This window comes from Xanthomonas nasturtii, from assembly GCF_001660815.1.
In the GTDB taxonomy this organism is placed as follows: domain Bacteria; phylum Pseudomonadota; class Gammaproteobacteria; order Xanthomonadales; family Xanthomonadaceae; genus Xanthomonas; species Xanthomonas nasturtii.
This window is the reverse complement of sequence record NZ_LYMI01000028.1, coordinates 12,826-30,687: the sequence shown is the minus strand read 5'-3', so window position 1 is coordinate 30,687 and position 17,862 is coordinate 12,826. Positions and strand designations below refer to the sequence as shown.

The 17,862-nt window shown below is 65.2% G+C and carries 14 protein-coding genes; 7 read left to right on the top strand and 7 right to left on the bottom strand.

Annotated features, from left to right (window positions below):
- The first annotated feature begins 227 nt into the window (after positions 1-227).
- The 6 genes from A7D16_RS11735 to glpK all read left to right on the top strand — a co-directional run bounded on the left by A7D16_RS11735 (position 228) and on the right by glpK (position 7,655).
- Positions 228-1,304, top strand: a complete 1,077-nt coding sequence (locus A7D16_RS11735) for an aromatic ring-hydroxylating dioxygenase subunit alpha (RefSeq protein WP_064632891.1) — start codon at positions 228-230, stop codon at positions 1,302-1,304.
- A 100-nt stretch (positions 1,305-1,404) separates the two neighbouring features.
- On the top strand, positions 1,405-2,388 hold the full coding sequence (locus tag A7D16_RS11730) for a PDR/VanB family oxidoreductase (RefSeq protein WP_064632888.1): 984 nt from the start codon (positions 1,405-1,407) through the stop codon (positions 2,386-2,388).
- A 45-nt stretch (positions 2,389-2,433) separates the two neighbouring features.
- Entirely contained in the window at positions 2,434-3,261 is an 828-nt protein-coding gene (locus A7D16_RS11725) for a DeoR/GlpR family DNA-binding transcription regulator (RefSeq protein ID WP_064632886.1), read from the top strand.
- Between the two features lie 241 nt (positions 3,262-3,502).
- The gene (gene glpD, locus A7D16_RS11720) at positions 3,503-5,017 is read left to right on the top strand and encodes a glycerol-3-phosphate dehydrogenase (protein ID WP_064632884.1); all 1,515 of its coding nucleotides are present in this window, start codon (positions 3,503-3,505) and stop codon (positions 5,015-5,017) included.
- Positions 5,018-5,192: 175 nt separating this feature from the next.
- Complete coding sequence (locus tag A7D16_RS11715) at positions 5,193-6,017, top strand: MIP/aquaporin family protein (RefSeq protein WP_064632881.1); 825 nt, start codon at positions 5,193-5,195, stop codon at positions 6,015-6,017.
- 138 nt (positions 6,018-6,155) lie between these two features.
- A complete protein-coding gene (glpK, locus tag A7D16_RS11710; RefSeq protein WP_064632958.1) occupies positions 6,156-7,655 on the top strand; it encodes a glycerol kinase GlpK in 1,500 nt (499 codons plus the stop codon).
- Between the two features lie 114 nt (positions 7,656-7,769).
- On the opposite strand, the gene A7D16_RS11705 is transcribed toward glpK, so the two are convergent.
- Both A7D16_RS11705 and pobA read right to left on the bottom strand, forming a co-directional pair.
- Positions 7,770-8,282, bottom strand: coding sequence for a nuclear transport factor 2 family protein (locus tag A7D16_RS11705; RefSeq protein ID WP_064632880.1), 513 nt, complete (start codon positions 8,280-8,282; stop codon positions 7,770-7,772).
- Positions 8,283-8,741: 459 nt separating this feature from the next.
- Positions 8,742-9,926, bottom strand: a complete 1,185-nt coding sequence (gene pobA / locus A7D16_RS11700; RefSeq protein ID WP_064632878.1) for a 4-hydroxybenzoate 3-monooxygenase — start codon at positions 9,924-9,926, stop codon at positions 8,742-8,744.
- Between the two features lie 96 nt (positions 9,927-10,022).
- On the opposite strand from pobA, the gene A7D16_RS11695 reads away from it, so the two are divergent.
- Positions 10,023-10,928 carry a helix-turn-helix domain-containing protein gene (locus A7D16_RS11695; RefSeq protein WP_064632876.1) on the top strand — a complete coding sequence of 302 codons (906 nt, stop codon included), beginning with the start codon at positions 10,023-10,025 and terminating at the stop codon, positions 10,926-10,928.
- A gap of 416 nt (positions 10,929-11,344) precedes the next feature.
- Here the strand turns inward: A7D16_RS11695 and A7D16_RS11690 are convergent, their stop codons facing one another.
- From A7D16_RS11690 to A7D16_RS11670, 5 genes are all read right to left on the bottom strand, one after another.
- A complete protein-coding gene (locus tag A7D16_RS11690; protein ID WP_064632873.1) occupies positions 11,345-12,826 on the bottom strand; it encodes a benzaldehyde dehydrogenase in 1,482 nt (493 codons plus the stop codon).
- Positions 12,827-12,859: 33 nt separating this feature from the next.
- The gene (locus A7D16_RS11685) at positions 12,860-13,627 is read right to left on the bottom strand and encodes a coniferyl-alcohol dehydrogenase (protein WP_064632956.1); all 768 of its coding nucleotides are present in this window, start codon (positions 13,625-13,627) and stop codon (positions 12,860-12,862) included.
- A 511-nt stretch (positions 13,628-14,138) separates the two neighbouring features.
- A complete protein-coding gene (locus tag A7D16_RS11680) occupies positions 14,139-14,669 on the bottom strand; it encodes a MarR family winged helix-turn-helix transcriptional regulator (RefSeq protein WP_064632871.1) in 531 nt (176 codons plus the stop codon).
- A gap of 452 nt (positions 14,670-15,121) precedes the next feature.
- Positions 15,122-16,390 carry an HD-GYP domain-containing protein gene (locus A7D16_RS11675; RefSeq protein WP_064632954.1) on the bottom strand — a complete coding sequence of 423 codons (1,269 nt, stop codon included), beginning with the start codon at positions 16,388-16,390 and terminating at the stop codon, positions 15,122-15,124.
- 148 nt (positions 16,391-16,538) lie between these two features.
- Positions 16,539-17,852, bottom strand: coding sequence for an MFS transporter (locus A7D16_RS11670; RefSeq protein WP_064632869.1), 1,314 nt, complete (start codon positions 17,850-17,852; stop codon positions 16,539-16,541).
- Between the last annotated feature and the right edge of the window lie 10 nt (positions 17,853-17,862).

The window sequence follows — 17,862 nt, the reverse complement described above, 5'->3', positions numbered from 1 at the left end:
CGTGGGGTCACGGTAGGCGCAGCCGGTGCGCCGGTCAATCCGATAATCGGCGCATTAAATCGATAATCGCACAATTTCGATGGGGCGGTAACGCGCCCACATTGTCTCCGGTGTATACATAACTTCGCTTGCAAGCAGACGCCAGCGTTGCCATGCGCGTTCACTGGTTGCCGGCCGGCGCATGCCGCGTCGCACCCAGGTTGCCTACTCACCCAGGAGTCACGGTCATGTCGCAGTCCAAACCGCTGTTTCCCCTCAATGCGTGGTACGCCGTTGCCTGGGACCACGAGATCAAGCACGTGCTCAGCCCGCGCAAGATCTGCAACCTGGATGTGGTGGTGTACCGCACCACCGCCGGTGCGGTGGTCGCGCTCGAAGACGCGTGCTGGCACCGGCTGGTGCCGTTGTCGATGGGCAAGCTGCGCGGCGACGATGTGGTGTGCGGCTATCACGGGTTGGTCTACAACACGCAGGGGCGCTGCGTGCACATGCCCTCGCAGGAAACCATCAACCCCTCGGCCTGCGTGCGCAGCTTTCCGGTTGCCGAGAAGCACCGCTACGTGTGGATCTGGCCGGGCGACCCGGCCAAGGCCGACACGCGCCTGATCCCGGATCTGCACTGGTCGCACGACCCGGCCTGGGCCGGCGACGGCCGCACCATCTACGCCAAGTGCGACTACCGGCTGGTGCTGGACAACCTGATGGACCTGACCCACGAGACCTTCGTGCACGGCTCCAGCATCGGCCAGGACGAAGTGGCCGAAGCACCGTTCGATGTGGTGCATGGCGATCGTGGCGTCACCGTGTCGCGCTGGATGCACAACATCGACCCGCCGCCGTTCTGGGCCGGGCAGATCGCCCGTCATCTGGATTACCGGGGCAAGGTCGATCGCTGGCAGATCATCCATTTCGAGGCGCCCGGCACCATTGCCATCGATGTGGGCGTGGCCATCGCCGGCACCGGTGCGCCGGAGGGCGACCGCAGCCAGGGCGTCAACGGCTACGTGCTCAACACCATCACGCCCGAAACCGACACCACCTGCCATTACTTCTGGGCGTTCATGCGTAACTACGCGCTGCACGACCAATCGCTGACCACGCTCACGCGCGAAGGCGTGACAGGCGTCTTCGGCGAAGACGAAGCGGTGCTGGAGGCGCAGCAACGCGCGATCGATGCGCACCCGGATCACACCTTCTACAACCTCAACGTGGATGCCGGCGGCATGTGGGCGCGGCGGATGATCGACCGCCTGATCGCGCAGGAGCAGCGCGCGCAGGATCTGTCGCTGCGCATGGTGGGCTGAGTACGTCGCATGCCGCCAGCCATGTCATCGACCACAGCGATTCACCGCACCGCCATCACCGCCGGCGCCGGCCGGCACGCCTCATTGCCTGGAGCCCCTCATGCGTAAAGACACCCAGTGGCATCGCGCCCACGTCGTCAGCATCGCCGACGCCTGCCCGGGCGTGCGCGAAATCGTGCTCGATCCCGGCACCGCCGCGCGCAGCTTCGAGGTCGGCAGCCATGTGGATTTTCGCGTGCAGCTGCATGGGCGCGAGGATGTGCGCTCGTACTCGCTGGTGGGCGAGCCGCGCGCCGATGGGTACTACCAGATTGCGGTACGGCAGATGCCCGACAGCCGCGGCGGCTCGCTGCACATGTGGACGCTGGCGCCGGGCGATGTGGTGGAAATGTCGCCGCCCAGCAACAACTTCCCGCTGGATGAAAGCGGTGAGGAAATCCTGCTGATTGCCGGCGGCATCGGCATTACGCCGATCATCGGCATGGCGCAGCGGCTGGCGCGTCGTCACCCCGCGTTTCGCCTGCTGTACGCCGGCCGCTCGCGCAACGCCATGGCCTATGTCGACACCCTGGAAGCGCTGCTGGGCGAACGTCTGCACCTGCAATGCGACGACAGTGCCGGCCAGCTCGACCTGGCTGCCGAGCTGGCGCGGCTCTCGCCCAATGCCGAGGTCTATGTGTGCGGCCCGCTGGGCATGCTCGAAGCGGTGCGCCAGCACTGGCACGCTGCCGGGCGGACGCGTGCGCGGCTGCACTTCGAAACCTTCGGCAACAGCGGGCGCGTGCCGGCGCAGGCGTTCGTGGTGAAGTTGCCGGGGTTGGGCCTGGAAGTGCCGGTGGCGGAAAACGAATCGATGCTGGATGCGTTGGCCAATGCCGGAGTGGAGCTGATCGCCGAATGCCGGCGTGGCGAATGCGGCCTGTGCGCGGTGGAAGTGCTGGACAGCGCCGCCGATATCGATCACCGCGACGTGTTCTTCAGCGACGAACAGCGCCGCGAGAATCGCAAGCTGTGCGCCTGCGTGTCGCGCGCGGTGGGCGGCAGCATCAGCATCGATACCGGCTATCGCAGCGAGCTGGGCTAAGCAGCACCGACCGCGACCGCGCCCACCGTTTGCATCCTCACGCGTATGCGCGATCATCTGCGCATGGAGTCGACTCACTACAGGACTGTCCCGGCGCCGGCCTTGAACCCGCGCCAGGAGCAATTGGTGGCACTGGTGCGGCAGCAGGGCTTTGCCGATGTGGAAGGCCTGGCCACGCGTTTCGAGGTGACGCCGCAGACCATCCGGCGCGATCTGACCCTGCTCTGCGATGCCGGCGTGCTGCGCCGTTATCACGGCGGCGTCAGCATGCCCTCCAGTGTGGAAAATCTGGCCTATACCGCGCGCAAGGCGCTGCAGGCCAGCGAAAAGCAGCACATCGCGGCACGTGTCGCACGCTTCATTCCCGACGATGCCTCGCTGTTCATCAACCTCGGCACCACCAACGAGGAAGTCGCGCGTGCGTTGCTGCAGCATCGCGGCCTGCGCGTGATCACCAACAACCTCAATGTGGCGGTGATGCTCAGCGCCAACCCCAGCTTCGAGGTGATCGTGGCCGGTGGCGTGGTGCGTGGGCGCGACCAGGGCGTGACCGGCGAGGCAACGGTGGAGCTGATCCGCCAGTTCAAGGTGGACTTCGGGGTGATCGGCATCTCCGGCATCGACGTGGACGGCACCTTGCTGGATTTCGACTACCAGGAAGTGCGCGTGGCCCAGGCCATCATCGAGCACTCGCGGCAGGTGCTGCTGGCCGCCGACCACAGCAAGTTCGGCCGCAATGCGATGGTGCGGCTGGGCGCGATTGCCCAGGTGCACGATTGGTTCACCGACCGGCCGCCGCCGCAGGAACTGGCCGCGGTACTGGCCGAGGCCGGCACCCGGGTGCATCTGGCGGATGCCAACGACGCCGGCTGAGACTAGACGGGCGAGAGACTCATGTTCGTTTCTGTGCGTTTATGCAATGAGGGATAAGAATCGGCATCTAGGCCAATAGCCTCCGAAGATCGGTCTTGGCAGATCAACCATCAGTTTCTTTGAGCTCCACAGCCTGCCCTGCGGTTTCACTTCTTCACGTTTCCGCAAGGTTTCATGTTCGAATATGTTCGAACATGAAAACTTGGGTTCGCTGAGGTAGCGCGCCCGGACGGAGACACCAATGGGCGAAACGTACGATCTTCTGGTGATAGGCGGCGGCATCAATGGGGTCGGCATCGCCCGCGATGCGGCCGGGCGCGGGTTGTCGGTGTGCCTGTGCGAGCAGGACGATCTGGCCGCGCACACCAGCAGCGCCAGCACCAAGCTGATTCACGGCGGCCTGCGCTATCTGGAGCAGTACGAGTTCGCACTGGTCGGCAAAGCGCTGGCCGAGCGCGAAGTGCTGCTTCGGCTGGCCCCGCACATCATCTGGCCGCTGCGCTTCCTGCTACCCCACCAACCGCATCTGCGCCCGGCATGGATGATCCGCGCCGGGCTGTTCCTGTACGACCATCTGGGCGGTAGCAAGCGCAGCCTGCCGCGCTCGCGCCGACTCTCCTTGCGCACCCACCCGGTCGGCGCGCCGCTGCAGGAGTCGCTGCGCACCGGCTTCGTGTATTCCGATGCCTGGGTACAGGACGCGCGGCTGGTGGTGCTCAATGCGATGGACGCCGCCAAGCGCGGCGCCAGTATCCATACGCGCACGCGCTGTGTCGGTGCCTGGCGCGATGCCGGCTTCTGGTATGCCGAGCTCGAAGGCCGCGACGGGCGCCGCCGCACCGTGCGGGCGCGCGCACTGGCCAATGCGGCCGGCCCGTGGGCGGTGTCGTTCCTGGACAAGGTGGCGGCAGTGCCGCACCAGCACGCGTTGCGGCTGGTCAAGGGCAGCCACATCGTGGTGCCCAAGCTGTTCGATCACGACCATGCGTACATCTTCCAGCAACCGGACCGGCGCATCGTGTTCGCCATCCCGTATGAGCACGACTTCACCTTGATCGGCACCACCGACGTGGATTACGAAGCCGACCCTGCCGCGCCCAAGATCGACGCGGCCGAGGTGCAGTACCTGTGCGATGCGGTAAACCTGTATTTCCAGCAGCAGATCAGCCCCGCCGATGTGGTGTGGAACTACAGCGGCGTGCGGCCGTTGCTGGACGACGCCGAAGACAATGCCGCCGAAGTCACCCGCGACTACCAGCTGGAAGTGCTCACCGACGGCGCGCCGTTGCTCAACGTGTTCGGCGGCAAGCTGACCACCTATCGCAAGCTCGCCGAAGAGGCCGTGGACCGGCTCACCCACGCGCTGGGCGCACGCAAGCCCGCATGGACCGCGCGCGGCGAGGCATTGCCCGGCGGCGAGCAGCGCGATATCGCCAGCCTGCTGGAGCGCGTCAGCAGCGCGCGCCCCTGGTTGCCGGCGGCCACCGCGCAGCGGCTGGTGCGCAACTACGGCACCTGCGCGGAGCAATTGCTGGGTGACGCACACACGCTGGCCGGGCTGGGCATGCACTTCGGCGCGGACCTGTATCAGGCCGAGGTGGATTACCTGCGCCAGCACGAATGGGCGCAGACCGCCGACGATATTCTGTGGCGGCGCAGCAAGCTGGGCCTGCGAATCGATGCAGCCGGGCGGCAGCGCCTGGAAGACTATCTGCAGGCGCAGTCGGTCCAGCAAGCGGATATCGTCTCTGCTTGAACACACCGCGTTGCCGGCGAGGACGGGTCGTCCGGCAACGTATTCTGGCGCATCAGCCAGCATCATTCCGAGTCACGTGGAGGGCACACCAAATGAGCATCACCGACCACCGCTGCGCACCAATCAGCGCGCTGCACCATCTTGTTTGCGTCACTGACCTTGCAGGCCTGCGCGCATGAGCCGGCAACTGATAGGGGAACTGATCTCCGAAGCGGTGGCGATGTTCATCATCATCGCGCTCGGCGATTCGGTCGCGGCGATGTACATCCTCTACGACCCCAGCCCGTATCAAAACGCCTATTGGGGCGTGTGCATCGCGTGGGGCCTGGCAGTGACGCTGGCGATCTATGTCACCGGCTCGGTCTCCGGCACGCATGCCAACCCGGCAGTGACGCTGGCACTGGCACTGTTCCGCGATTTCTCCTGGAAAAAAGTCGTGCCGTACTGGATTGCCCAAGTCATCGGCGCGTTCCTGGGTGCGGCCATCGTCTACCAGCTGTACGGGCCGGTGATCGACCACTTCAACCAGGTGCAGCAGCTCACCCGCGAAGCCGGCGGCGCGGCCGGTGTGTTCTTCACCGCACCTGGTCTGGCGGTCACGCCGATGCATGCGCTGGTCGACCAGATCATCATCACCGCGTTCCTGATCTTCGGCATCTTCGCCATCACCGAGCAGTTCAACGAGGCTGCACCCACCGCCAACTCCGGTGCGCTGATGATCGGCTTGCTGGTGGCCACGCTGGGCGCGTCGATGGGCTATCTGGAAGCCTGGGCGATGAACCCTGCACGCGACTTCGGCCCGCGCCTGTTCGCTTACTTCGCCGGCTGGGGCGAGGCAGCACTACCGGCCAAGGACAACTACTGGTGGATCCCGATCGTTGGGCCATTGATTGGTGGGCCGATCGGCGCGCTGGCGTATCAGTGGCTGATCCTGCCCTTCCTGCCGGCGCGTGTGCGCCATCTTCAGGGCGGCGCCAAGCCAGTCGATCCGCAGCAGTGATGGTGTTGCGCCAAGCCCGGCATCAGTACGACAACGCGTGGCGGCCGCAGTGACCGAGCTACTTCGGTCATGCGTATCGCCGCCTGCACCGACCATTCTCGCCGTGCGCCAGCGCCGGCATTGTTCGAGGAATCTCCAATGGAAAAGCAGTACGTCCTTGCGATCGATCAAGGCACCACCAGCTCGCGTGCGATGTTGTTCGATCGCCAGGGCAAGGTGGCCGGTGTAGCGCAGCGCGAATTCGGCCAGATCTTTCCGCAGCCGGGCTGGGTGGAACACAACCCGCGCGAGATCATGACCAGCGTCTACACCACCATTACCGAGCTGCTCAACAATGCGCAGATCGATGCGCGCTCGATTGCCGGCATCGGCATCACCAACCAGCGCGAGACCGCGGTGGTGTGGGACAAGGCCACCGGACAGCCGATCTACAACGCCATCGTATGGCAATCGCGGCAGACCAAGGACATCTGCGCCCAGCTCAAGGACGCCGGCCATGAGCAGATGGTGCGCGACAAGACCGGCCTGTTGATCGATGCCTATTTTTCCGGCACCAAGGTCAAGTGGATCCTCGACCACGTGGAAGGCGCCCGCGAACGCGCGCAAAACGGCGAGCTGGCGTTCGGCACCATCGACAGCTGGCTGATCTGGAACCTCACCGGCGGCAAGGTGCACGTCACCGACTACACCAATGCCTCGCGCACCATGATGTTCAACATCCACACGCTGGAATGGGACGCCGAGCTGCTGGCGATGCTCGACGTGCCGAAGGAAATGCTGCCGGAAGTGCGCTCCTCCAGCGAAGTCTATGGCATGACCCAAACCCAGTATTTCTACGGCGAACAGGTGCCCATCGCCGGTATCGCCGGCGACCAGCAAGCCGCATTGTTCGGCCAGGCCTGCTTCGAGCCGGGCATGGCGAAAAATACCTATGGCACGGGTTGTTTCATGCTGATGAACACCGGCGACAAGGCGGTGGCGTCCAAGGCCGGCTTGTTGACCACAATCGCCTGGGGTATCGACGGCAAGGTCGAATACGCGCTGGAAGGGGCCATCTTCGTGGCCGGCTCGGTGGTGCAGTGGTTGCGCGACGGCTTGCGGATGCTGGGCAAGGCCAGCGACTCGCAGGCCTACGCCGAACGCGCCGGCGACAACGATGGCGTCTACATCGTGCCGGCCTTCGTCGGCCTGGGCGCGCCGTACTGGCGCAGCGACATTCGCGGTGCCGTGTTCGGGCTGACGCGTGGCACGACGAAGGAGCACTTCGTGCGTGCGGCGGTCGAGTCGATGGCTTACCAGACCCGCGACGTGCTCACCGCGATGCAGAGCGATTCGGGCATCGAACTGAAGGAACTGCGTGCCGATGGCGGCGCGATTGCCAACGACTTCATGGCGCAATTCCAGAGCGACATGCTCAATGTGCCGGTGCTGCGCCCGGAGGTGGCCGAAACCACGGCACTGGGTGCGGCGTATCTGGCAGGGCTTGCAACAGGGTTCTGGAGCAGCCGCGAAGAAATCGCCAAACAGTGGGCAGTGGATCGCCGCTTCGAACCGGACATGGCCGAGGACAAGCGCGAAGCGCTCTACGCCGGTTGGCAGCAGGCGGTGGAAGCGACGATGGGTTTCCGCATCAGCTAAGCGGTGCCATCACGCAGCAGCGCCCACCGTCAGGCGGGCGCTGGGATTGGCCGGGTATCTGTATTCACGAGGCAAGTGCAGGGCTGCGCAATGCAGCCCTGTGTGCCGCAATGCTTACTGGCCGCCGGTTTTGGCGCGTCCGGCAATCGTGTCCGGATCCCAATGTTCCTTGATCAGGCCCTTTTCGATGCGGAACATGTCGAACCAGGTGGTGGTGTAGGTCTTGCTCGGATCGCGCGGATCCGGCAGCGTGCGCACCGACACCAGCGTCACCAGATCGCCATCGGCGGTGATGGCGACCAACGGCAACTGCACCCGCTCCTGCACCGGGCTTTTGGGAACGAACGCGGTCAAAAACCTGATGAACGCATCGCGCCCGTTGGCCACATTCGGGTTGTGCTGGATGTAGTTCTTGTCCATGTAGAACGGGGCGTAATCCACTTGGCCGGCTTCGAACACGATGCGCCAGAAATCGTAGACCAGGCGCTTGTTGGCAGTTTCCAGCCAGTTGGAGCCGATCAGCATCTTCTGGTGATTGGTGTTTTCGGTGACCGCGGTCTGCGCGAACACAGCCACCGGCGTGACCAGCATGACCAACAGCAAGGCACGGGAGAACAGCTTTTTCATGGGGTACTCCTGGGTGGAGACGGGCACTGCGCTCGTCGGGGGGACGCCAGCACGATGCTCCGTTGAACGGGGGAATGACGCGTCCCTGCACACAGCCACGTCTACGCGTCATCGCCACCCTAACGGCGGCGTTTGCTTGTCCGCTAGACGCCTGAAAGTGCACCTGGGCACTTGTGGAATAAATGGTGAGAAAAACATCACCACAATGCAGATGGTCGAGGGCCCGTTGCCGCGCCAGCAGGTTGCACAAGATACCTGCGCTGATCACCCGACCACCGCTGTGAAGCGACGGATGCATGATTGATGCATGCGGCGTCAGTGGTTTTGTGTATGCACCGCAATGCACTTCCATCGCGTGCACAAGGTGCAGGCAACAGGGAAACCCGATGGCCCTGCCACTCGCACAGCGGATGCCTCCCGCTACACGCACCAACCATCGCCAATGCAATCGATCCAGCGTCAATCGGGCAGCCTGGCCAGCGGCAGGCCCGCATAGTTTTCTGCCAGCGTTGCGCGGCCTGCCTCACTACCGAGCAGGTAATCGAGTTCCGCTACGCGCAGCCGCGCGGTGAATGCATCTTCGTCGTCGAAGCGGTGCAGCAGCGTGGTCATCCACCACGAGAAGCGCTCGGCCTTCCACACCCGCTGCAAGGCCAACGCCGAATACTGCTGCAGCACGCCGGCATCGCCACCTGTCTTCCAACGCGCGAACAACTGCGCCAGCAGGCCGACATCGCCCAGGGCCAGATTCAGTCCCTTGGCGCCGGTGGGCGGCACGATGTGCGCCGCATCGCCGGCCAGGAACAGGCGGCCATACTGCATCGGCTCGGCAACGAAACTCCGTAGCGGCGCGATGCTCTTTTTGATCGATGCACCGGTGACCAGCTGCGCCGCCAATGCAGGCGGCAGCCGCGCACGCAACTCGTCCCAGAACGCCTGATCGCTCCAGGCGCCCACCTGTGCGTCCGCGGGCACCTGGATGTAATAGCGCGTGCGCGTGGGCGAACGCATCGAACACAGCGCAAACCCGCGTGAGTGGCGCGCGTAGATCAGCTCCTCGTGCACGGGCGGTGTATCGGCAAGCACGCCGAGCCAACCGAACGGATACACACGCTCGAACAGACGCAGGCGTTCGGCAGGAATACTGGCGCGGCTGACGCCATGAAACCCGTCGCAGCCGACGATGTAGTCGCAGGCGATGCGTTTGCGCTGGCCGTCCTGGGTGAACTCCACGGCGGGCGCATTGCCTTGCACATCGCACAGGGTCAGGTCCTGCACGCTGTAATGCGTCGGTGCACCGCTACGCTGGCGGGCCTGCATCAGGTCGGCGGTGACCTCCGTCTGGCCATACACGGTGACGCCGCGTCCGCAGCCACGCAGCAGGTCGATGCGCTCGCGGCGGCCATCGAGAGTCAACTCAAAGCCGTGATGCAGCAAGCCTTCGCGCTGCAAACGCTCGCCAACACCGGCGCGCTGCAGCAGCTCCACGCTGCCCTGCTCCAATACGCCGGCGCGGATGCGCGCCAGCACATGCTGCGGCGTTTGTCGTTCGACGATGACGTTGTCGATGCCGGCACGCAGCAACAGCTCACCCAGCAACAAGCCGGATGGACCGGCGCCGATGATCGCGACCTGCGTTCGCATGCACTGCTCCTGGCCCGGATGGCGAGGCATGCAGTGTCGGTAGCCAAACACCTGCATTGAAGGGATGATTGCGTGCAGTCCTTGGACTTTTCGACGATGCCCACACGTGCACCAGATACCGCTGCCGTCCCGGCCTTTGGGCTGTACGGCGAGCAACAGGCCGATGCAGCAGAACTGCTGCATTGGGAATCGATTGCCGCACGCAGCCGGCTGCACGACTGGCAGATCGCGCCGCATCGACACGAGGGTCTGGCGCAACTTCTGTACATGCAACGCGGGCCGGCGACCTTGCAGCTGGACGGGCGCACGCACCGTTTGCGGGACGCTTGCGTGGTGTGGCTGCCGCCGCTTTGCGTGCATGGCTTTGCATTCGATCCGGCGGTGCGCGGACACGTCATCACCCTGTGCATGCCACTGATACGCACCGCGCTGAGCGCTGCGCCGTTGCTGCAACAGGCACTGACCACGCCGGCGGTACTGCAGGTACACCAGGCGCGTAAATGGCTGGATATGCTGTACGGCAGCATTGCCGAGGACCATGCGCGTCGGCGGGTTGGCCATGACCTGGCGGCGCAGGCCGCGGCGGTGCAGCTGGTGATCTGGACCGCGCGCACCGCGTTGGAACGCGCCCAGGACGCCGCTGCGGTCAGCCCGCAGGCGGATCGCGCATTGCGCCATTTACGTGCGTATCAAGGATTGATCGACAACCACTACCGCGCTCATTGGCCGATCTCCCGCTATGCCGGTCAACTTGGGTTGACCCCAGGTCATCTCAACGCGTTGTGCCAACGATTGGCCGGCGCATCCGCACTGCAGCTGCTGCACCGCAGGATCATGCTGGAAGCACGCCGCACGCTGCGCTACACCAGCCTGAGCGTGCAACAGATCGCCGCCGGCCTTGGATTTTTCGACGCTGCATATTTCAGCCGCTACTTCGCACGGCACGCCGGCTGCTCGCCGACGCGCTTTCGGGAACGGGATGAAGAGCGGCTGACAGAATGACGATGCCCCCCGCTTGGTCGTTCCTAGAGCGGTTGATCTGCGACGTAGCTGCAGGGCCCTTGCCCAGCCACCCTCGCAGGACACGCCGTGAACCGGCAAGCAGCGACGCGCCGTCTTCGCTCTTCAACAAAACCACCAGCCACCTGTCTGGCGCGGTGTCCTCACCGATTGCGGGACCGTTGGCGGCATGGATGCCGCCACCGAGCCCCCGTGGACGGGTCTACGGCGTGCCCCGCGAGCGGTGAGGGCGCCGCACACTCGACTGCCCGGAGCTTTTGGCTGCAGCTAACGGCACTCACAAAAACGACACCACGGTACCTCCAGCAACGATGGCGAGTGCGAACAACATGCGGCCGCCGGTGAGACAGCGTTCGAGAGGGTGATGCCAGCCACCCCGCTCGGCTGCACCAGGCCGATCAGAACGGATACTGCGGCACTTCGTTCTTGATCGTCAGCCATTGCCAGTGCGTGTACTGCTCCCAATCGGCCGGGCCGCCCACGCTGGTGCCGTTGCCTGACGCACCGGTGCCGCCGAACGGGTTGATGACCTCATCGGCCACGGTCTGGTCATTGATATGCAGCATACCGGTGTGCAACAGATCGCCCAACGCCATTGCGCGCGACACCGACGCCGACAGGATGCCGGCCGCCAGCCCGTACTCGCCGTGGTTGGCCATCTCGGCAGCCTCTTCGTCGGTATCGAACACCGCGATGTTGATCACCGGGCCGAACACTTCTTCGTCGAACACGCGCATGCCGGGGCGCACGTTGGACAACACCGTTGCCGCATAGAACAGGCCGTCGTTGGTCGCGCCGGCTTCCACCACCGCACCGGCCGCGACGCTGTCGGTGACGATGTCGATGACGCGCTGCAGCTGGCGTTGGTCGATGATCGGGCCCAGTGCCACGGTGCCGCTGACCGGGTCGCCAACCGGCAAATGGCGTGCCTTGTCGGCCAGCCGCTGGGTCAGCGCTTTTGCCACGCTGCGTTGAACCAGCACACGCCCGGTGGCCATGCAGATCTGGCCCTGATGCATGTAGGCACCGAACGCGATGGCCGAGGCCGCCTTGTCCAGATCCGCATCGTCGAGCACGATCACCGCATTGTTGCCGCCCAGTTCCAGCGCGACCTTCTTCAAGTGCCGGCCTGCAATCTCGCCGATGCGGCGGCCCGCAGTGGTGGAGCCGGTGAAGGCGATCATCGGGATATCCGGCGATTCGACCAACGCCTGGCCAATTTGCGCATCGCCGTGCAGCACGTGCAGCAGGCCCTTCGGCAAACCCGCCTCTTCCAGCACCTGGGCGATGATCACGCCACCGGTGTACGGCGTGCGCGGGTCCGGCTTGAGGATCACCGCATTGCCCATCGCCAATGCCGGCGCCACCGAGCGCAGCGACAGAATCAGCGGAAAGTTGAAAGGCGAAATCACCGCGATCACGCCTAACGGCAGATGGCGGGCAAGGCTGAGTTGGCCGGCGCCGGTCGGCAACATCTGGCCCATGGCCTGCAGCGGCAGGCCCGCGGCCTGCTGGTAGAACACCACCGATTCGTCGACCTCGCGCTGCGCCTTGGGCAGGATGCCGCCGGTTTCGCGCGCAATCAGCAAGGTGGCTTCGGCACTGCGCGCCTGCATCACCTGCGCAGCGCGATGGAAGACGGCAGCACGTTCGCGCGGCGATGTCGCCACCCAGGCGCGCTGCGCCTGTTTGGCTTGTGCAACGGCGGCAGCGACGTCGGCCAGGTCGGCCTTGCTGACCTCATGCAACAGGCTGCCGGTTGCCGGCTCATGGATCGGCAAGGTACCGCCGTGACCGGGCACCCACTCGCCATTGAAGATGCAGCCGTGCCACGCGGGTGTAGCGGTCGCAGCGACCGCTGCGCTGGGAAGAGCATTCATGGTCTAGCCTCCTGCTAAAACGGGTGTGGGGGATTACAGCGTGGTGGATGCCAGCCCGCCATCAACGGGCAGGGTGATGCCGTTGATCCAGCGCGCGGCATCGGATGCAAGAAAGACAATCGCCTCGGCCACTTCGTCGGCATACGCCGGGCGGGTCATGCGCTTGGCATCTTCCTTGACGCGCGCCTCGCCCAGCATGGCAGCGAAATCGCCCAGAATCGGCGTAAACACCGGGCCCGGCGAGACGTTGTTGACGCGTACACCGTGATCGGCGAACCAGGGCCGCGATTGCAGCAGGGTCCACACGATCAGCGCTTCCTTGAAATATTGATAGCAGGTGTCGTGCGCCACCGGGTGCGCCGCCAGCCACGCGCTGCCGCTTTCGAAACTGTCGGTCGCAGCGAGTTGTTTATGCAGGTCCAGACGCTGCGGCCATTCGGCGCCCAGGATCGAGGCCACATTGATGATGGAACCGCCCGACATGATGCGCGGCAGCAGCGCCTGGCTCAGGTGGCGCAGGCCCAGATAGTTGACGCGTGCCACCACATCCAGCGGCGCGGTGCCGGGCACACCGGCCACATTGGCCAAAGCATCAATGCGCTCCGGCAAGGCCTTCACCAACGCATCGATGGATGCCGGGTCGCCAAGATCCGCCTGATGGAAGCCGTGCAGGGTCATCTGCACCGGCGTGCGGTCGACACCGATCACGGTGGCGCCATGAAACCGTGCCAGCCGTGCGACCTCCGCGCCGATGCCCGAGGCCACACCGGTCACCACGATCGTCTTGTTCTGCAAATTCATTGTCACCCTCCGAAGGAGCCGGCTGTGCCGGCGCTGGAACACATGGACGTACTGCAGGTTGACGTTATTGCCGGACGCCGGGTTCCCGACGTCCGCCGGCAGATACACATTGGCGCACAGGATGTTGCTGGCATCGAACCGCCATACGCCGCCCGGGCCTGCATAGAACACGCGCTGACGGCTGTCCGCCACGCGCCGGTGCCGCCGGTGTTGAGGCCATTGGTCAACGCTGCGCTCTGCGGCACGCCTTGTGCGAAGGCCGCGCCTGCCGCCAGCACTCCCAGCACTCCCAAAACGCCGAGCAAAACGCGAGCCCGCCACGCCGCTTGCATCCTGCCACCACGCATCACCGATGATCGAATCACTGCAGACATCTCCAGCGTTGGGAGGAAACAGCGGTACGTGTTACGTAGCAAATCTCAGGCAGGCGCAGGCCCCGCGCTGCACACAGCGCGTGCGATGAAAACGTTGGTTGAGACCCGGTGCCGTGCGGCGGGCCGACAGAAGCGCGTTACAGCGTATCCAGCCGGTCCAGACGATCCAGTGCGCGCAACAGCGGCGCTTCGCTGGAACCGAGCATTGCACTGAGTTGCTGTTCCATGCGCAGCACTTCGGCTTCGGCGGCGGTCAACAGCGCGACCCCGGCCGCGGTCAGCGACAGATGCTGCATGCGCCGGTCCTGCCGCCCGCGCACCTGCCGCAGCAGGCGACGCTTGACCAGCCGCGCCACCACGATCGCCAGGTTGGGCGGCGACACGTGCAGCACATCGCCGATCTGGCGTTGGTTGATGCCCGGGTTGCCATCCACCAGCATCAGCAGCGAGAAATCCACCGGCTTGAGGTCGAAGGCGGCCACGCAGTCCTGGAACATCCGCCGCACCAACAACTCGGTGCGGGTGATGCGATAGCCCAGCAACCGCAGCAGACGCGCCTGATCCACCGTGGTGACGGCATCGGGCAAGGGCGCAGCAAGGGCGGTGACGGGCATGGCGGTTCTCGCGACAAAGGCAGCAGGCGGACCGGTGCGCGCGATGCGACCCATCCGCAACGCCGATCCCCGGCGTGCAGCGCATTGTAGACGCGGCCAGGCCTGCCGATGTGGACGGGTACGCTGCCGGCGTGCGCGCTGTTCGCACGTACACCCCACTGCCCTTGCACGCACGCGCCCGGCAACAGCGACGTTGTGCTGCGGCTGGCGTGGGACGGCGGTGATCCAGGCACGGCTTGGACATGTGATCCGGTCGGCAAGTGATTGCGCTCCAGAATAGTTATTCATCATAACTATATTGCCAAGCTGCAGCGCAGCATGGTCGCGTCCGCTAGCCGGCGCGTGTCTTGCAGCCTGAAGTGCCCGCCGGCAGGTAACCAGCCGGCAGGCACGCTGCCAGGCGTGTCGTCGGCTCATCTGTCCAGGCTGATCTCGGCACGACAAGGAGCACACGGCGCCGCACACCGCTTCGCAGCGCCTGCCCACACAGCACGTGCGCAGCCCGCTTACGGCAGCCAGAGCTTCTCGAGATCGCGGAAGCCCCACTCGGTGGGGCTTTCCATCTGCGCGATACGGTCCTGGCAGTCCGGGCGCGACAGGTCGATGTCCTGCACCAGCACGTGGCTGCGCAATTTGGCCGAATAGAACACGCGCACCTTGGGCTTGAGCAGCGAATCGGGGGTCTGTTCGATCACCACCGCGAGTTTTTGCGACTCCAGCCGCACCAGCGAGCCGACCGGATAGATGCCCAGCCGGCGCACGAAGGCCTGGAAAATCGCCGGATCGAAATGGCCGTTCCAGGAGGCCATCTGCTTGAGCGATTCGGCCGGATCCCAGCCGCGTTTGTACGGGCGGTCGGAGCTGATGGCGTCGTAGACATCGCAGACCGCGCCCATCCGCGACATCAACGAAATATTCTCGCCCACCAATTGATTCGGGTAGCCGCTGCCATCCATTTTTTCGTGGTGATGCAGCGCGATTTCCAGCACCACCGCGTTCTGCACGCCGCCGGCCACCAGCAGCCGATGGCCATCCAGCGGATGCTGGCGCATGACGTCCATTTCTTCGTTGGTGAGCCGGCCGGGCTTGTTGAGAATCTCCAGCGGCGTCACCGCCTTGCCCATGTCGTGCAGCAGGCCACCCATCGCCGCTTCCACCACCTGCGCCTCGGGCAGACCGAGCTGACGCGCCAGCCCGCTCATCAAACCGGCCACCGCCATCGAGTGCAGATAGGTGTAATCGTCGGCGGTCTTGAGCCGTGCCACGCTGATCAAGGCCTGCGGATGCCGCAGCACCGAGTCGTTGATGGCTTCCACCAGCGGCATCGCCGCCTCGGTATCGACGGTACGGCCCAGCCGCACATTGCGGAACATCGCCTCGACCATGTCGCGGCCGTCTTCGAAAATACGACGCGCGCGCACCACCTCGGCTTCGATGCCGACCTGTGCAGTGACGCTAGTGGTGCGCACCTTCCGCGGCTTGGCGGCAGGCTCCGGCGGCTCCGGCGCGGGTGGCTCCGCGGCAGGCTCCTGGCTCGGCGGCGCACCCGGTACGACCGACTCGGCCTGCGTGCCACAGGTTGCGGCCACTTCCACATCCAGCCCGCGCGCAGTGTCGATCACCAACTGCGCGATGCGGCTGTCGTGGATCTTGTCCACGTCCTCGGAATCGACCAGAAACGACGTCTTCCAGAACGGATGGTGCACCCACGCGCCCAGCAGCTTGCAGACATACATGCCGGGGCGGAGTTGGTCTGAGTCGATGGTTCTGAGCATGCCGGCGCTGGTCTGCACGATGTCCACGGAAGAGTCCGCCATGACTTGGCGGTCATCGTCGTTATCGGCAACGCGCACGATTTCTTTGGTCAGCGAACCCTCCACGCGAACGTGTCCGCGACGCCTGGCACCGTTGTGTCCGAGCAATTCAGCAATCCGGCAGCCGCATCGCCAGCACGGCGCCCGCGGCACACAGCAGCGGCACGCTGCAGGCCAGATACAACATCGCCGGCGACCACCCGGCGTCCAGCAGCACCCCGGCGCACAGCGGCGACAGGATGGCGCCAAGGCGTCCCACGCCGATCGCCCACCCCATGCCGGTGGAGCGCACCGAGGCGGCATAGACCACCGGGGCCACCGCATACAGCCCGCCCATCGCCGCGGTCAGCGCCGCACCGGTCAGTAGCGCGAACACAAATGCCCAGCCGAGCACCGTACTGCTCAACCCGAATGCGAGCATTGCCACTGCGACGATGACCAGTGCCCCGGCCGTCAGCCGTGACAGGCGCGCGCGCAGGGCCAGCCAACTGAATAACGTACCGCCGACGATGCCGCCCAGATTCAACAGCACCCCGCCGGTGAGGCCCTGGCCAGCCGACAACCCTGCCGTTACCAGCAACTTGGGCGTCCAGCTGAGCACAAAATAGAACCCGAACATCAGCAGGAAAAAGGCCAGCGCGATCAGCAGCGATTGCCGCCGCAACCCGCCCACGAACAACGACGCATAGCCCTTGACCTGCCCGGCTGCCAGCACTGCAGGTGGCAGCGGCAATTCGCGCTGCGCCGGCATGCCCATGCGCGCCAGCACCGCATTGAAGCGCGCGTGCGCATCGGGCGGCCGGCGCGCGATCAGGAATTCCAATGATTCCGGCAGAAAGGCGAGCACCAGCGGCACGCACAGCAACGAACCGAGCGCGCCCAGCCAGAACACCGACGGCCATGACCAGTGCTGCACCAGCAATGCAGCGAGTGCGCCTCCGAGCGTGGCGCCAACCGGGTAGCCGGTGGCCTGCAGCACCGTAGCGGTGCTGCGCCAGCGCACGGTCGCGTACTCGGCAGCGGTGACCGCAACGCAGGCGAGCATGCCGCCGATGCCGATCCCGGTGAATGCCCGCAAGGCGCCGAGTTGCCAGGCATTGTTTGCCAGGGCTGAAGCCCCCATGCCGACGGTCAGGATTGCCAGGCAGATCAATGTCAGCGCACGGCGGCCGATGCGGTCGGCCAACGGTGCCAGCAGCAACGACCCCAGCGCCATGCCGACCAGCCCGGCACTGAACAGCACACCCAGCAGCTTGCCCGACAGCTGCCAGTCCGCCGACACGTGCGGTGCGGTGAAGGCCATGGCCATCACGTCGAACCCGTCGAGCATCGTCAGCAGCACGCAGACCGCCACCGCCCTCCATTGAAATGGCGTCATGCGCTCCAGCACGAAGGTCCCAGACGGCGCGGGGTTGTGAAGCATCGGCGTGTCC

Coding starts and splice junctions, on each gene's coding strand:
- A7D16_RS11735 (WP_064632891.1), top strand. CDS start 228: ATGTCGCAGTCCAAACCGCTGTTTCCCCTCAATGCGTGGTACGCCGTT.
- A7D16_RS11730 (WP_064632888.1), top strand. CDS start 1,405: ATGCGTAAAGACACCCAGTGGCATCGCGCCCACGTCGTCAGCATCGCC.
- A7D16_RS11725 (WP_064632886.1), top strand. CDS start 2,434: ATGCGCGATCATCTGCGCATGGAGTCGACTCACTACAGGACTGTCCCG.
- glpD (WP_064632884.1), top strand. CDS start 3,503: ATGGGCGAAACGTACGATCTTCTGGTGATAGGCGGCGGCATCAATGGG.
- A7D16_RS11715 (WP_064632881.1), top strand. CDS start 5,193: ATGAGCCGGCAACTGATAGGGGAACTGATCTCCGAAGCGGTGGCGATG.
- glpK (WP_064632958.1), top strand. CDS start 6,156: ATGGAAAAGCAGTACGTCCTTGCGATCGATCAAGGCACCACCAGCTCG.
- A7D16_RS11705 (WP_064632880.1), bottom strand. CDS start 8,282: ATGAAAAAGCTGTTCTCCCGTGCCTTGCTGTTGGTCATGCTGGTCACG.
- pobA (WP_064632878.1), bottom strand. CDS start 9,926: ATGCGAACGCAGGTCGCGATCATCGGCGCCGGTCCATCCGGCTTGTTG.
- A7D16_RS11695 (WP_064632876.1), top strand. CDS start 10,023: ATGCCCACACGTGCACCAGATACCGCTGCCGTCCCGGCCTTTGGGCTG.
- A7D16_RS11690 (WP_064632873.1), bottom strand. CDS start 12,826: ATGAATGCTCTTCCCAGCGCAGCGGTCGCTGCGACCGCTACACCCGCG.
- A7D16_RS11685 (WP_064632956.1), bottom strand. CDS start 13,627: ATGAATTTGCAGAACAAGACGATCGTGGTGACCGGTGTGGCCTCGGGC.
- A7D16_RS11680 (WP_064632871.1), bottom strand. CDS start 14,669: ATGGGTCGCATCGCGCGCACCGGTCCGCCTGCTGCCTTTGTCGCGAGA.
- A7D16_RS11675 (WP_064632954.1), bottom strand. CDS start 16,390: ATGCTCAGAACCATCGACTCAGACCAACTCCGCCCCGGCATGTATGTC.
- A7D16_RS11670 (WP_064632869.1), bottom strand. CDS start 17,852: ATGCTTCACAACCCCGCGCCGTCTGGGACCTTCGTGCTGGAGCGCATG.